We start from the raw sequence: 13,466 nt of genomic DNA, 5'->3' as shown, positions 1-13,466 counted from the left end.
CGCCGCGCCAACCGGGCCGCCGATCAGCGCACCGACAACGACACCGCCGATGGTGCCGGCTGCAGCACCTGGTGCGCCGCCGCCGCCCTTGCCGGTCGTGGTCGTGGTCGTGGTGGTTGCTGGCGCGGTTTCGCGATATTCGACAACCGGTACGGCTTCGGCCGGACGTTCGGTCACGATCACGCGGCTGCCGGAGGTAAATTCGCTGGTGAGGTAATCGGAATAAGCCCAGGCCGGTTGGCCCTTGACTGTAACCTGGCACCACTTGCTGCCCTGTGCGCAGCCGTCGAGCGTGGCCGTTTCATCAACGCCGAGCGTGCCAACGACGGGATATTGCGGGCCGGGACCTGCTCGCAGGTTGAGATCCGTGGTTGCGCTCACGGCCGTCTGTGCGAGCGAAGCGCCGGTGGCGGCAAGTAGAAGTCCGGCCGTCGCAGTGATCAATCGAAGCTTGGTCATAGAGGTAATCCTTTGCTGAGCCCTTCGGCAGCACAAACGAAGGCTCGCCATCTTCGTTCCTCCCAAGACTTCACGAACTATAGCGGAGTGTTGCAGGCTTCAGGCCGCGTCTTCTTCCACATGCTGCGCAGCAACGCCGCTGGTGCCCTTCAAAACATCGTCGATGAAAGCGAGCTTCTTCGTGACAGGTTGGGAGATCACGAAGGGGTAGAGATCGCCGAGGCCCATGCAGCGGTTGATGGAATTCGCGACCTCCGAAAGAACGATCCAGCGATGCAGCACGCCATCGAAGGTGGTGGCCTCGGGGTTTGGGGGCGTCGGCACGTCCAGACGCTCCAGCGGCACCTTGAAGGCTTCCGCCATTTCCAGCGTGTCGACGATATGAAGGTAATGCGCCCAGCATTCCGCCCAGTCTTCCCACGGATGGCTCGCCGCATAGGCGGAGATATGCTCGTTGGCCCAGCCGGCCGGTGCGCCGTTGGAATAGTGGTTCTGCAGCGCCTGCGCGTAATCGACACTTTCATTGCCGAACAGATCGCGAAAGCCGGCAAGGAAGTCGGGATCGTCGCGGATCAGCCGGTCCCAGTAATAATGGCCGAGCTCGTGGCGGAAATGGCCGAGCAGGGTGCGGTAGCGTTCACCCATCGCGACCCGCATTGCTTCTCGCTCCGGCGAATCCGCTTCCGCGACGTTGAGGGTTATCAGGCCATTGTCATGGCCGGTCAGAATACGCTCGCCGCCGGGGCCGGCGCCGATCGGATTGCCGAGGAAGTCGAAGGCGATGCCTTCTTCGTCTGACGGTTGCGCCTTGGGCGCGACAGGGAGTTTCAGCGCCAGAAGCGTGTAAAGCGTGCGCCGCTTGGCCATCTCGATCTTGGCCCATCGGCCGCGATTGCCTTCAACCGAAAGGTCGGGGATCGTGCGGTTGAGGCTGCAGGCCAAACACAGGGCCTGTTGTTCCTCCGCGACCCAGTTGCAGTCGCATTCTCCGGCGTTGGTGCATACCGGCGCGCCGGCTTCACCGGCCACTACGAAGTTGGCCTGATGCGGATCGTAGGCCACCGGCGTCTTGCAGTTGAGGCAGAGCGAGTTTTCGAAATAAAGGCGCTGTCCGCAATGCGGGCACGTGAACAGTTTCATGCGGGACGCTCCGGCGAGCAACAAGCGGATGCGCCTTTGCGCAGAGGGCCGCGAAGCCGCATAACGTAACGAGACGCCTCGTGTTCCACCTCAGCGAAGCGGATGGAGACCAGCACGCTTTTTGCCGCCAATTCTTGGCAGGACAATCAACTTTCCGCCAGAATCATCGCCTTTACCCGAATGCAATCGAGGTGTGGCCTCGTCATCCTTGAACTGAAAGAGAATATCTGCGAACCGCAGAACGGAAAAGTCACGGCGGCCGGCGTGATCGTAAAGATCATCTTAACGCGCGGGCCGGTAATCAACATGAAATCAGCCGCGTCTTGCGGTTATACGGATTGGAGAATGGCATGAGGCTGTTGAAGACGCTTCTTGGTTTCACGGGTTTTGCCGTGGTGGCGCTTGGAATGAGTGGTCAGGCGCAGGCAGCCTCGTGCGGCAACACTGCCGGCGGGTTCGAGGCCTGGAAGACGCAGTTTGCGAGCGAAGCATCGGGTCGCGTCGGCCAGCGCGCACTGACGGCTCTGCAGGGCACCAGCTACGCAACCAAGACGATTGCTGCCGACCGCGGCCAGCATTCCTTCAAGCTCAGCCTTTCCGAGTTCATGGAAAAGCGCGGCTCCAAGACCATCGTGTCGCGCGGCAAGAAGCAGCTCGCCGGCAACAAGGCCCTGTTTGAACGCATCGAGCAGCGCTACGGCGTTCCGGCCGGCCCGCTGATCGCGATCTGGGGCATGGAAACCGGTTTCGGTTCGTTCCTGGGCAACCAGAACACGATCTCGGCCGTGGCAACGCTGGCTTATGACTGCCGCCGCACCGAGTTCTTCACCGACCAGCTTTATTCGGCGCTTCAGCTCGTCGACAAGGGCATCCTGACCAGCGCTGCCCAGGGTGCTGCGCACGGCGAAATCGGCCAGACACAGTTCCTGCCGAAGAACGTGCTGCAATATGGTGCCGATGGCGACGGCGATGGCCGCATCGACATGGTCGGCTCCAAGGCCGATGCCTTGGCTTCGACCGCCAACTTCCTGAAGGGTCATGGCTGGCGCGCCGGTGCCGGCTATCAGCAGGGTGAGCCGAACTACGCGGCGATCCAGGGCTGGAACGCTGCCAGCGTTTATCAGCAGGCAATTGCGCTGATGGGCGCGGAGATCGACGGCCGCTAAACAGCGCCTTCGTGAAAACAAAAAGCCCGGTCTCGCGACCGGGCTTTTTTGTTTGGTGAGCTTGGGCTTAGCCCTTACGGTTGCGCGCGCCGAGCGTCCGGAGACGCAGTGCGTTGAGGCGGATGAAGCCGGCGGCGTCTTTCTGGTCGTAGGCGCCGCGATCGTCTTCGAAGGTGACGAGGGCGTCGGAATACAACGACTTGTCGGAGCGGCGACCGGAAACGATGACGTTGCCCTTGTAGAGCTTGAGGCGCACTTCGCCTTCGACATGCTCCTGGCTCTTGTCGATCAGCGCCTGCAGCATTTCACGCTCCGGCGAGAACCAGAAGCCGTTATAGATGAGCTCGGCGTAACGCGGCATCAGCTCGTCCTTTAGGTGGGCTGCACCGCGATCGAGCGTGATCGACTCGATGGCGCGATGGGCCTGCAGCAGGATCGTGCCGCCCGGGGTCTCATAAACGCCACGGCTCTTCATGCCGACGAAGCGGTTTTCGACGAGGTCGAGACGGCCGATGCCGTTGTCGCGGCCGAGATCGTTGAGCCTGGCGAGGATGGTGGCCGGCGACAGGTTCTCACCGTTGATCGAGACAGCGTCGCCCCTAGCGAAGCCGATGGTGAGTTCGGTGACCTGATCCGGCGCGTCCATCGGCGACACGGTGCGCTGATGCACATATTCCGGCGCTTCGGCCCACGGATCTTCCAGCACCTTACCCTCGGACGAGGAGTGCAGGAGGTTGGCATCGACGGAGAAGGGGGCTTCGCCCTGCTTGTCCTTGGTGACCTGAATCTGGTGTTCCTGCGCGAATTGCATAAGATCGGTGCGGGACTTGAAGGTCCAGTCGCGCCACGGTGCGATGACCTTGATGTCGGGGTTCAGCGCGTAGGCAGACAGCTCGAAGCGGACCTGGTCGTTGCCCTTGCCAGTTGCGCCATGGGCGATGGCATCGGCGCCGGTTTCCTTGGCGATTTCGACAAGGCGCTTGGAAATCAGCGGGCGGGCAATCGAGGTGCCGAGCAAGTACAGGCCTTCATATTCGGCATTGGCGCGGAACATCGGGAACACGAAATCGCGCACGAATTCCTCGCGGACATCTTCGATATAGATGTCCTTGATGCCCATCATCTCCGCCTTCTTGCGGGCGGGCTCGAGTTCCTCGCCCTGGCCGAGATCGGCGGTGAAGGTGACGACTTCCGCGTTCAGCTCGGTTTGCAGCCACTTCAGGATGATCGACGTATCAAGGCCGCCCGAATAGGCGAGAACCACCTTCTTGACGTCCTTGGCCTTGCTGCTCGACATGGAAAAATCCTGAGGTTGCGGAAAAATGCTGCGGTTCTTTTAACAGGACGAATGGCCGCGACAAGCGGGTTTGCGCTCGTCATTTCGTCGATCTTGGTCGTTGCGGAAGCTTACATCGGTGATCGGCGTAAAGCTCCTTTTACCATCCGCGCCTACCTTGATGTCTCGATGGGCAGCGCCGTTTCACGTGAAGTGGACGGCGAGCAGAAGGGGCGCAGCATGGTTCAGGTTTCAGGGATGCTCAGCTGCTTTCAAGGCCGCGCGGCTCGCCGGGTCGGCATGGCTGCTGGGCTGGTCGCCACCGTTTTGTCGATGACGCCCGCTCATGCGGCTTCGATCTGGCAGCAGGCTGGCAGCGGCTCGGTGGCGATCCTGCCGCAGCCGACCAAGGCCGACGGGATCGTCGGCGCATCGCTGTCTTGTGCCGAACAGGAATGGACACTTCTGCTGCGCACCGGCGCGGACTGGCGCAACCAACTGCGCGGTGACGTGTCGGCTTCGTCGATCACCGGTGCGGCCGAGGTCACGATCGGCAAAGCGCGCTTTGCCATGCCGGCACTGCGCACCAACGGCACGATCGCGCTCAGTCTGCCATACAAGGCCTTGCAGCCGATCAGCATCGGCACGATCCTGCTTGTCGACATTTCGGGCGAGGCAGGTCCCGCAGCAGCGCAGTTCGCGCTCGGCGGATCGAAGAAGGTTCTTGAGGGGATCGAACCGCTTTGCAGCCCGCGCAGCATGGATGGCTATGAGCTTGTTGCCTTGTCGGAAAGCGACGCAGCCGTAACTGATGCCCGTCGTTTGATTGACGAGGACATCAAGGCTTTCAAGCTGGCGACGATGTCGGAGCCGCGGCTGGAAGCCGCGCAGAAGACGCTGGCTGATGGTAAGGCGATGCTGTTTGCGCGGCTGTGCGGCTCGTCCTGGTATTTTGGACGCAGCGGCTGCAACATATCCGCCTTCCTTCGCGATCATGCGCAGCAAAATTGGCGCGCCGCTTACGAGAATGAAGGCAGCAATGCTTACCTCGACCTGGCATCCACTGGCGATGGCTGGCCCAACATCGTGTCGGTGCCGCTGAAGGGGAAGCCCGATCTGTCCGTGTGGCGCTTCGAGGACGGTGTCTACGCGCTCGATCGTGGCTTAATGGCTGCGGAGTAGGCGGCCATTGGCGCTATTGAAGCTTTCGCGTAAGGATCTCCCACCGTCACGCGAGCCCTGCCGATGAGCTTTCTGCCCGATCTTTCGACCTTCATTCAGTTCGCCATCGCCACCTTCGTGATTTCCATTACGCCCGGCCCGGACATGACGCTTTTCGTCGGCCGCGCCGTAGCCGAGGGACGAGCAGCGGGCTTTGCCTGCATGGTTGGTGCGATGTGCGGCATCGTCGTGCATACGAGCCTGGTGGCGCTCGGTCTGTCGGCGCTGATCGTGGCCTCCCCGCAAGCCTTCCTCGCGTTGAAAGTGGCCGGCGCAGGCTATCTTGTGTTTCTTGCCTTCCAGGCGCTGCGCAAAGGCTCAGCCTTTTCGCCGGACATGACGAAGCGCAAGCCGCGCACGCTATTCAAGAACTGGGCGACGGGCATCGGCATCAACCTGCTCAATCCCAAGATCATCCTGTTCTTTATGACCTTCCTGCCGCAATTCGTGTCGGCGTCCGACCTTCATGCGCCGGGCAAGCTGTTCTTTCTCGGGCTGATGTTCATACCGCTGTCGCTGCCGGTCGTGGTGCCGATGGTGATCGCGGCCGACAAGTTCGCCGTTCTCCTGAAAAAGAGCCCGCGCGTCACCCGCGTCGTGGACTATCTGTTTGCCGGCATCTTCTCCGCCTTCGCGCTGAAGATCCTGACGGCGCAGGCGCGTTAAGCGCGGCGGCTTGCAACGTAGCGGCCGCTCGCGAACCAGTAGGCCAGGCCCCCGGCAAAGCCGCCGGGAAAAGACGAGACGGTCATCGCCGTCAGGTCGGACGGCGAGCCGAACAGGACAGAGAAGATGGCGAGCGCGGGTGCGGCGTTGCCAAAGCCGGCGATCGCATAAGGACGCCAGCTGTTCCACTTCAGTCTTTCGCCAAGCAGGACGGCAAGCAGGAAGCCGGGAAAGGCACAGGGGAACGTCCACGCCATCCCTATGGTCACCAATGACGGCAGTTGACGCGAGACGTCAGGCCAGGTCACCACGCCGACTTCGCTTTCAAAGAAAGGCGTGCCGATAATCAGGAAGACCGTCACCACTACCGCCACGATGACGGCGACGAAATAGCCGACGGCAACAGGCAGGAACGGCGGAGGCCGAAGGCTCATTCTTCGCCGTGATTGGCGATCATCATCGCTTCGAACGCCAGGCGCTCGGTCTTCTTCATGCGCTCTGATTCAGACTTCAGCTGACCGCAGGCGGCGAGGATGTCGCGGCCGCGCGGGGTGCGGATCGGCGAGGCATAGCCGGCCTGGTTGATGTAGTCGGCAAACTTCTCGATCTGCTCCCATTCCGAGCACTGGTAGTTCGTACCGGGCCAGGGGTTGAACGGGATCAGGTTGATCTTGGCCGGAATGCCCTTCAGCAACTTCACCAGAGCCTTGGCGTCCTCGATGCTGTCGTTGACCTCGCGCAGCATCACATATTCGAAGGTGATGCGGCGCGCATTCGACAGGCCGGGATAAGCGCGGCAGGCGGCGATCAGATCCTTCAGCGGATACTTCTTGTTGATGGGCACGAGAAGGTCGCGCAGGTCGTCATTGGTGGCATGCAGCGAGATCGCCAGCATGACGCCGATCTCTTCGCCGGTGCGGAAGATTTCTGGCACGACACCTGACGTCGAAAGCGTGATGCGGCGCTTGGACATCGACAGGCCTTCATTGTCGGCGGCAATCAACAGCGCCTTCTTGACCTCGTCGAAATTGTAGAGCGGCTCACCCATGCCCATCATGACGATGTTGGTGATCTTTCGCCCATCGGCCGGCACGATGGCGCCATCCGGCGTATCGCGGTCGGGGAAGTCGCCGAGGCGATGGCGCGCGGTGATCAGCTGCGCCAGCACTTCCTCGGCGGTGAGGTTGCGCACCAGCTTCTGCGTGCCTGTATGACAGAAGGAGCAGGTCAGCGTGCATCCGACCTGGCTGGAAATGCAGAGCGTGCCGCGCCCTTCTTCCGGAATGTAAACGGTCTCGATCTCGACCGGACGACCGGCGCCGCGCGGAGGAAAGCGGAACAGCCATTTGCGCGTGCCGTCTTCGGAAATCTGCTCTTCGACGATTTCGGGCCGGGAAATGGTGAAACGCGCATCAAGGCTGGCGCGCAGATCCTTCGACACGTTGAACATCGCATCGAAATCGCCAACGCCGCGCACATACATCCAGTGCCACAACTGCTGCACGCGCATCTTGATCTGCTTGGGCGGTACGCGGACTTCGGCCAGCGCTTCGCCAAGCTCTTCGCGCGTCATGCCGATCAGCGACGGCTTGCCGTCCAGCGGATGCACGGCAGGAACGCGCGGGGTAGGCGCGGGCCTTGTTGCAACGGGCATGTCAAGCACGGTGGTCATCAACAGTCTCTGGTGAATGGAAAAGGCCGCGCTCCAGGCGCGAGCGGTGCTCCCTTAACATAAGAATCCCACCACGTCATCGCCAGCCTGAAAGGACATTGGGCTAGCCTAGAAAGACAATGGGCGAGCCTGAAACGACAAAGGCCGGGCTTGGACAGCCCGGCCATTGCAATCAGTGGCTCGCGTCGGCTTACTTGCAGGTCTGGATCGAACCCAGAGCCGCCGAAATGCCCTTTAGCGAAAACACATAGCTCGTCGGATTGCCGCGACCGGACTTGGCTGCGATCTTCATGTCGGAACCACCCTTCATGGCTGCAACCAGCTGCGGCTCTTCCGCCGGATTTTCCATCCAGGCCGACTTGCCGCGCGTAAACATGGAGAAGGTCTTGTCGCCGATCTGCACCTGAACCTTGGAATTCGCCTGCAAATCGTAGGAGGCGATGAACTGCGGCTCGAAGCTGACATTCTGGCCGGGCTTCTGGCTGACGAAGAAGAAGATATCGCCATGGTTCAGCGAGGGCGGCTGCTTGTCCTTCGGCACCGTCAGCACATAGCAGACCTTACCGCTGCCGCCCTGATAGCTATAGGTGCCCCAATCGCCATGAACGCCGATCTTGGTTGCTGCCTGCGAAAAGGCCGGTGCGGCCATCGTGAGGAAAGCAAGGCCGGTGAGTGTCGTGAGCAGTCCGCGCATCGTGTTGTTGATCTTCCTGTTCGTGCCTGACTGAAGAACGGCAGCGCCAGCCGCGCCGCCGAACCGCGATCGTTTCAGTTGTATTAATTCGGGATTACCAAAGGGTGAATCCCCAACCGAATTCTGTCTGCCTGTGTTTGGCGCAGCACGCCCGCTGGCGCAACCACGTCACCGCCATTTCCTGGCGCCTTGCGTGATTGTGAACGCGGAGAAGAAGGCGAGATTTTGACTGATGCGTCCCCCGCTGGGTCAGGCGCGTTCGGCAAGCGCCTGCTTGGCGGCTGCGCGATGGCGCGGCTGGATCTGACCGCGAATGGCCGAGATCGCAGCGGTCAGAACGGCAAGATCATCCGTGAAGCCGACGCCGAGAATGAAATCGGGTACGATGTCGAAGGGCAGGACGAAGTAAGCGAGTGCTGCCAACAGAATGCCGCGCGTGCGGAACGGCGTCTTTGGATCAAGCGCGCAGTAATAACCGGCCACCACTTCTTCGGCGAAGGGGACATAGGCCGCGGCCTTGCGCAATGTTGGCCACAGGCCCTTGCGTACGCGCTCCTCGCGCCTTGCGTTTTCGGCGGCATCAACCGGCTTCAGGATCTCATCGGTATTCACACGCGCCACAATCAAACTCCCAGCAGGCATCATCCAAGCATGTGGGGAACGCGTGAAGGCGCAACAAGGTTCGCGTCAGTTGTCGGCAAACTTGTCCATGCGCGCGGCCATGTCGAAGTCGAGATCCGTCAGACCATCCACGTCGTGGGTGGATAGGGTCACATCCACCAGCTTGTAGACGTTGCGCAAATCCGGATGGTGATCCATTTTTTCGGCCAACAGCGCGACCCGCGTCATGAAACCGAAGGCTGCGTTGAAGTTGCGGAAGGTGAAGCGCTTGGTGATGGCGGCGCTGTCTTCCGACAGCTGCCATTCCGGCAGGTCGGCCAGCCGCTCGGCGATTTCATCGATGGCAAGAGCTTCGCGCGCCATGGAGAGCGTTCCTTTAGGGGTGCGCTCCGGCCAGCCATTCGTCGGCCGACAGGCTCGGCCGTGGCGGGCGCGCATCCAGCGGCCAGGTTTCTTCCACGACGTAAGGACCGCCGCCAACGGAATCCTTTGACGACATCAGCACGAAGCGGCCGAGCTTGAACGGCGCCGTCGAGAAATTGCCGCGTGAGGATAGGTAGTGGGCGAGATCCGGCGTCGCGGTGTTGCGCAGCCGCGCCAGCGTCACATGCGGCACGAATTTGCGGGGATCGGCGGGCAGGCCGAGGCGCTGGCAGATGCGCTCCATTTCGCCCTGCAATTGCAGCAATTCGCTGGAGGGTTCGACATTGGCATAAACGGAATGCGGCTTCTTGGATCCGAAGGCGCCGAGCCCAGACAGCCTTGCACTGAAGGCCGGGCGGCGAATGCGGTCCAGCCCGTTGGCGATCTCGTCGGCAACATGACCTTCGACATCGCCGATGAAACGCAGGGTGATGTGGTAATTTTCGACGTCGATCCAGCGCGCGCCGGGCAGCCCGCCGCGCAGGAGCGAAAGCGACAGCGCAGCGTCGCGGGGAACCTCGAGGGCGGTGAACAAGCGCGGCATTTGGGCCTCCTTGATTCGGTTCCGTCGAGAACGAGCCGACCATCCTTTGCTAAGTTCGGCAAGCAGAACTTAGCGCCGTTTTACTGCAGCGCGAGGGTTTTCCTCAACTACTGCTTAACGCGCGGACCGCCCGCTCGATGACAGGCAGCGAGCGCTCCACCATGACATCAACGCCCTTCGGATTGGGGTGGATGCCGTCGTCGATCTGCAGGCCGGAAACGCCGACTACGCCATCCAGGAAGAACGGCACCAGCGGCACGTTGTACTTCTTGGCCAGGTCGGGGAAGATCGAATTGTAGGTCTTGCCATAGGCAGGCCCGAGATTGGGCGCAGCCATCATGCCGGCGAGCACCACGGCAATGCCACGATCGGTCAGCCGCTTCAGCATCGTGTCGAGGTTCTTGCGTGTTTGCTCCGGCGGCAGACCGCGCAGCATGTCATTGGCGCCAAGTTCCAGCACAACGAGCCGGGTGCCGTCCGGCACGGACCAATCGATGCGCGATAGGCCGGCCGCCGTGGTGTCGCCGGACACGCCGGCATTGGCGACCGTGACGTCCAGGCCCTTGGCCTTCAGGGCGGCTTCGAGCTTGGCCGCAAACGAGTCCTTTGGACCCAACTGATAGCCGGCCATCAGGCTGTCGCCGAAGCCGACGATCTTCAAAGGCTCAGCCGAAGCGGCCATCCCTGTCATGCTCAGGCTGATCGCCAATGTTGCGCTCGCGAAAAGGTGTTTTAAAGCCATGCTTGGTAACCCATATGACTGCCTCAATCCGGGCGTCGTGTCTGGTTTCGCATCCGCATATAGGAAGTCCTTGCCGTGACAGAAGCCGTGATCGCGCTTTCCGACGTTTCCCTGACACTCGGCCAAGGCGCGTCCTCGGTGCATGTGCTGAAAGGCGTCAGCCTCGAAGTGCTGCGTGGTGAGACCGCCGGCATCGTCGGGCCTTCCGGATCGGGCAAGTCGACGCTTCTGATGGTGGTGGCGGGGCTGGAGAAGGTCGATGGCGGCACGGTTTCGATTGCCGGCAACGTCATCAATGGCTGGAGCGAGGACCAGATCGCGGCCTTCCGCGGCAAGACGGTCGGCATCGTGTTCCAGTCCTTCCACCTCATTCCCAACATGACCGCGCTGGAAAATGTCGCCGTGCCGCTCGAACTGGCCGGCCATCCCGATCCTTTCGCGGTTGCGGAACGCGAGCTGGCCGCTGTGGGCCTGAAGGATCGCGTCACCCATTATCCCGGTGAGTTGTCGGGCGGCGAACAGCAGCGCGTGGCGATTGCGCGCGCGCTGGCCCCCGATCCGCAGATCCTGATCGCCGACGAGCCAACCGGTAATCTCGACCAAACCACCGGCAAGCAGATCGCCGACCTGCTGTTCGCCAAGGCGCGCGAGCGCAACATGACCCTGATGCTGGTGACGCATGATCCGTCGCTTGCCGCCCGTTGTTCGCGCCAGATCGCCATGCGCTCCGGCCGGATCGAGGATGCGGCCGAGCCGGCACCTGTTCGCGTGCCGGCGGAATAGCTGATGCTGAGTTCGCGTGACTTTCGCCTCGCTTTGCGCTTCGCCCTACGGGAAATGCGCGGCGGCCTGTCCGGCTTCCTGATCTTCATCGCCTGCATCGCTCTCGGTGTCGGCGCGATCGGTGGCGTCAATTCGGTGGCGCGGGCGATTACGCTCGGCGTGTCCAATCAAGGCCAGTCGCTGCTTGGCGGCGATCTGCGCTTCGAACTCAACCAGCGCGAGGCGACGGAGGCCGAACGCGGCTTCCTTACGGGCCTGGGCGAAGTTGCGGACAGCGCCAACATGCGCTCCATGGCCCGCGTCATGGACGAAACCGACCAGACGCTGGTGGAGCTGAAGGCAATCGATGAAGCTTATCCGCTTTACGGCACGTTGCGGACGGAGCCGGCACTATCGCATGCGGATATCTTCGGCGAGCGCAACGGCGTGTATGGTGCCGCAGCACCCGACATCCTGTTCCAGCGCCTGGGCTTAAAGGTCGGCGACAGTTTGCGGCTGGGCGGCAGCACGTTTCAACTGCGCGCCCAAATCCTGGAAGAGCCGGATCTGATCTCCGACGGCTTCGGTTTCGCACCTCGCCTTATGGTGTCGCTCGACGGCATGAGGGCTTCAGGGCTGATCCAGCCGGGCAGCCTGATCGAACACGCCTACAAGGTGCGGCTCGCGCAAGGCGCCAGCGAAGGGGCGATCACGATCGCGCGCGAACAAGCCACGCAGCAATTCCCGCAAGCCGGCTGGAGCATCCGCTCACGCCTCAACGCCGCGCCGTCGCTATCGTCCAACATCGAGCGCTTCTCGCAGTTCCTGACCTTGGTCGGCCTCACCGCGCTAGTGGTGGGCGGCGTCGGCGTGGCGAATGCCGTGCGCGCTTATCTCGACGCAAAACGGCCGGTGATCGCGACCTTCAAGAGCCTCGGCGCGTCCGGTGGCTTCGTGTTTGCGCTTTATCTTATCCAAATCCTGATCATCGCGGCGGTCGGCGTTGCGATCGGGCTCCTGATCGCCGTTGCCATGCCGTTCGCGGCCAGTTCGGCCCTGCAAGGTGTTCTTCCTGTGCCGACGCAAGGCGGCGTTTATCCCGGCGCGCTGATGCTGGGTGCGGTGTTCGGTATCCTCGTCACGCTGGTCTTCGCCCTCCTGCCGCTGGGACGCGCGCGCGACATTCCGGCCACCGCTCTGTTCCGCGAAATGGGCTTCGAACAACGCGGATGGCCGCGTCTGATCTATGTCGCCTCGGCTGCTGGGATTGCCGTGGTGCTTGCCGGTCTGGCGATTGCGCTGTCCTTCGACCGCAAGGTGGCGACGATCTTTATCGCCGCGATGGTGTTTTCCTTTCTGGTGCTGCGGGCCGTCGGTGCGCTGGTGCAATGGCTCGCCCGGCGATCACCGCGGGTCAGCTCGACCACATTGCGACTGGCTGTTGGCAACATCCATCGGCCGGGTGCACTGACGCCTTCCGTCGTTTTGTCGCTCGGTCTGGGCCTGACGCTGCTCGTCACACTGGCGCTGATCGACGGCAATCTTCGCCGGGAAATTTCGGGAAATTTGCCCGAGAGGGCCCCTAATTTCTTCTTCGTGGACATCCAAAGTTCCGAAATCGAGGACTTTTCTTCCCTGATTTCGCGTGAATCGCCCGATGGAAAGCTGGTGCGCGTGCCCATGCTACGCGGTCGCATCATGGCGCTGAATGGCGTCGAGGTGTCCAAGGTTCAGGTGCCGCCGGAGGGGGCGTGGGTGCTGCGCGGCGATCGCGGCTTGACCTATGCGCAGAACATTCCGGAGAATGGCAGTTTGGCGGAAGGCGAGTGGTGGCCGGCCGATTATTCCGGCGAGCCGCTGGTTTCCTTTGCCGCCCAGGAAGCGCGCGAACTCGGATTGAAGGTTGGCGACACGCTGACCGTCAACGTGCTCGGCCGTGATGTCACGGCGCGCATTGCCAATCTGCGCAACGTGCAGTGGGAATCGATGGGCATCAATTTTGTGATGGTGTTTTCGCCCAACACCTTCGCCGGCGCGCCGCATGCCTGGCTGGCGACGCTGCTTGAATCCACCGCCACCA

16 protein-coding genes are annotated in these 13,466 nt (G+C 62.0%); 6 read left to right on the top strand and 10 right to left on the bottom strand.

Annotated elements, in window-relative coordinates; translation table 11 throughout:
• Nucleotides 1-459, bottom strand: a 459-nt coding sequence (locus RTX98_RS16450) for an SH3 domain-containing protein (protein ID WP_312797906.1), incomplete at its 3' end; no start/stop codon positions are given.
• Nucleotides 460-558: 99 nt separating this feature from the next.
• Nucleotides 559-1,599, bottom strand: a complete 1,041-nt coding sequence (locus RTX98_RS16445) for a zinc-binding metallopeptidase family protein (RefSeq protein ID WP_312797905.1) — start codon at nt 1,597-1,599, stop codon at nt 559-561.
• A gap of 102 nt (nt 1,600-1,701) precedes the next feature.
• On the opposite strand from RTX98_RS16445, the gene RTX98_RS16440 reads away from it, so the two are divergent.
• Nucleotides 1,702-1,953 (top strand): hypothetical protein, encoded by a 252-nt coding sequence (locus tag RTX98_RS16440; protein ID WP_312797904.1) that lies wholly within the window; start codon nt 1,702-1,704, stop codon nt 1,951-1,953.
• Complete coding sequence (locus tag RTX98_RS16435) at nt 1,950-2,765, top strand: lytic murein transglycosylase (RefSeq protein WP_416223149.1); 816 nt, start codon at nt 1,950-1,952, stop codon at nt 2,763-2,765. The genes RTX98_RS16440 and RTX98_RS16435 overlap by 4 nt, the downstream gene beginning before the upstream one ends.
• Before the next feature lie 67 nt (nt 2,766-2,832).
• On the opposite strand, the gene RTX98_RS16430 is transcribed toward RTX98_RS16435, so the two are convergent.
• Nucleotides 2,833-4,062, bottom strand: coding sequence for an argininosuccinate synthase (locus RTX98_RS16430; RefSeq protein WP_312797903.1), 1,230 nt, complete (start codon nt 4,060-4,062; stop codon nt 2,833-2,835).
• A 51-nt stretch (nt 4,063-4,113) separates the two neighbouring features.
• On the opposite strand from RTX98_RS16430, the gene RTX98_RS16425 reads away from it, so the two are divergent.
• Nucleotides 4,114-5,223, top strand: a complete 1,110-nt coding sequence (locus RTX98_RS16425; RefSeq protein ID WP_312797902.1) for a hypothetical protein — start codon at nt 4,114-4,116, stop codon at nt 5,221-5,223.
• A 63-nt stretch (nt 5,224-5,286) separates the two neighbouring features.
• A complete protein-coding gene (locus RTX98_RS16420; protein WP_312797901.1) occupies nt 5,287-5,928 on the top strand; it encodes a LysE family translocator in 642 nt (213 codons plus the stop codon).
• On the opposite strand, the gene RTX98_RS16415 is transcribed toward RTX98_RS16420, so the two are convergent.
• The 7 genes from RTX98_RS16415 to RTX98_RS16385 form a co-directional block, all read right to left on the bottom strand.
• A complete protein-coding gene (locus RTX98_RS16415) occupies nt 5,925-6,362 on the bottom strand; it encodes a hypothetical protein (RefSeq protein WP_312797900.1) in 438 nt (145 codons plus the stop codon). The two genes, RTX98_RS16420 and RTX98_RS16415, sit on opposite strands and share 4 nt — an antisense overlap.
• Nucleotides 6,359-7,582 carry a 23S rRNA (adenine(2503)-C(2))-methyltransferase RlmN gene (gene rlmN / locus RTX98_RS16410; RefSeq protein WP_416223150.1) on the bottom strand — a complete coding sequence of 408 codons (1,224 nt, stop codon included), beginning with the start codon at nt 7,580-7,582 and terminating at the stop codon, nt 6,359-6,361. The genes RTX98_RS16415 and rlmN overlap by 4 nt, the downstream gene beginning before the upstream one ends.
• A gap of 208 nt (nt 7,583-7,790) precedes the next feature.
• Nucleotides 7,791-8,294 (bottom strand): invasion associated locus B family protein, encoded by a 504-nt coding sequence (locus RTX98_RS16405; protein ID WP_189505033.1) that lies wholly within the window; start codon nt 8,292-8,294, stop codon nt 7,791-7,793.
• Nucleotides 8,295-8,543: 249 nt separating this feature from the next.
• Nucleotides 8,544-8,915, bottom strand: a complete 372-nt coding sequence (locus tag RTX98_RS16400) for a YkvA family protein (RefSeq protein ID WP_312797898.1) — start codon at nt 8,913-8,915, stop codon at nt 8,544-8,546.
• A 66-nt stretch (nt 8,916-8,981) separates the two neighbouring features.
• A complete protein-coding gene (locus RTX98_RS16395; RefSeq protein ID WP_312797897.1) occupies nt 8,982-9,278 on the bottom strand; it encodes a 4a-hydroxytetrahydrobiopterin dehydratase in 297 nt (98 codons plus the stop codon).
• 13 nt (nt 9,279-9,291) lie between these two features.
• Nucleotides 9,292-9,882, bottom strand: a complete 591-nt coding sequence (thpR, locus tag RTX98_RS16390; protein WP_312797896.1) for an RNA 2',3'-cyclic phosphodiesterase — start codon at nt 9,880-9,882, stop codon at nt 9,292-9,294.
• 103 nt (nt 9,883-9,985) lie between these two features.
• Nucleotides 9,986-10,624, bottom strand: coding sequence for an arylesterase (locus tag RTX98_RS16385; protein WP_416223148.1), 639 nt, complete (start codon nt 10,622-10,624; stop codon nt 9,986-9,988).
• A 75-nt stretch (nt 10,625-10,699) separates the two neighbouring features.
• Between RTX98_RS16385 and RTX98_RS16380 the strand changes: the two genes are divergently transcribed.
• Together RTX98_RS16380 and RTX98_RS16375 are read left to right on the top strand one after the other, a co-directional pair.
• Nucleotides 10,700-11,407, top strand: a complete 708-nt coding sequence (locus RTX98_RS16380; protein WP_312797894.1) for an ABC transporter ATP-binding protein — start codon at nt 10,700-10,702, stop codon at nt 11,405-11,407.
• 3 nt (nt 11,408-11,410) lie between these two features.
• On the top strand, nt 11,411-13,466 hold a 2,056-nt coding region (locus tag RTX98_RS16375), incomplete at its 3' end, for an ABC transporter permease (protein ID WP_312797893.1).

Source organism: Tianweitania sp., from assembly GCF_032053605.1.
Classification (GTDB): Bacteria; Pseudomonadota; Alphaproteobacteria; order Rhizobiales; family Rhizobiaceae; genus Tianweitania.
The sequence above is the reverse complement of the archived record's forward strand: the minus strand, read 5'-3'. Positions and strand labels throughout refer to the sequence as shown.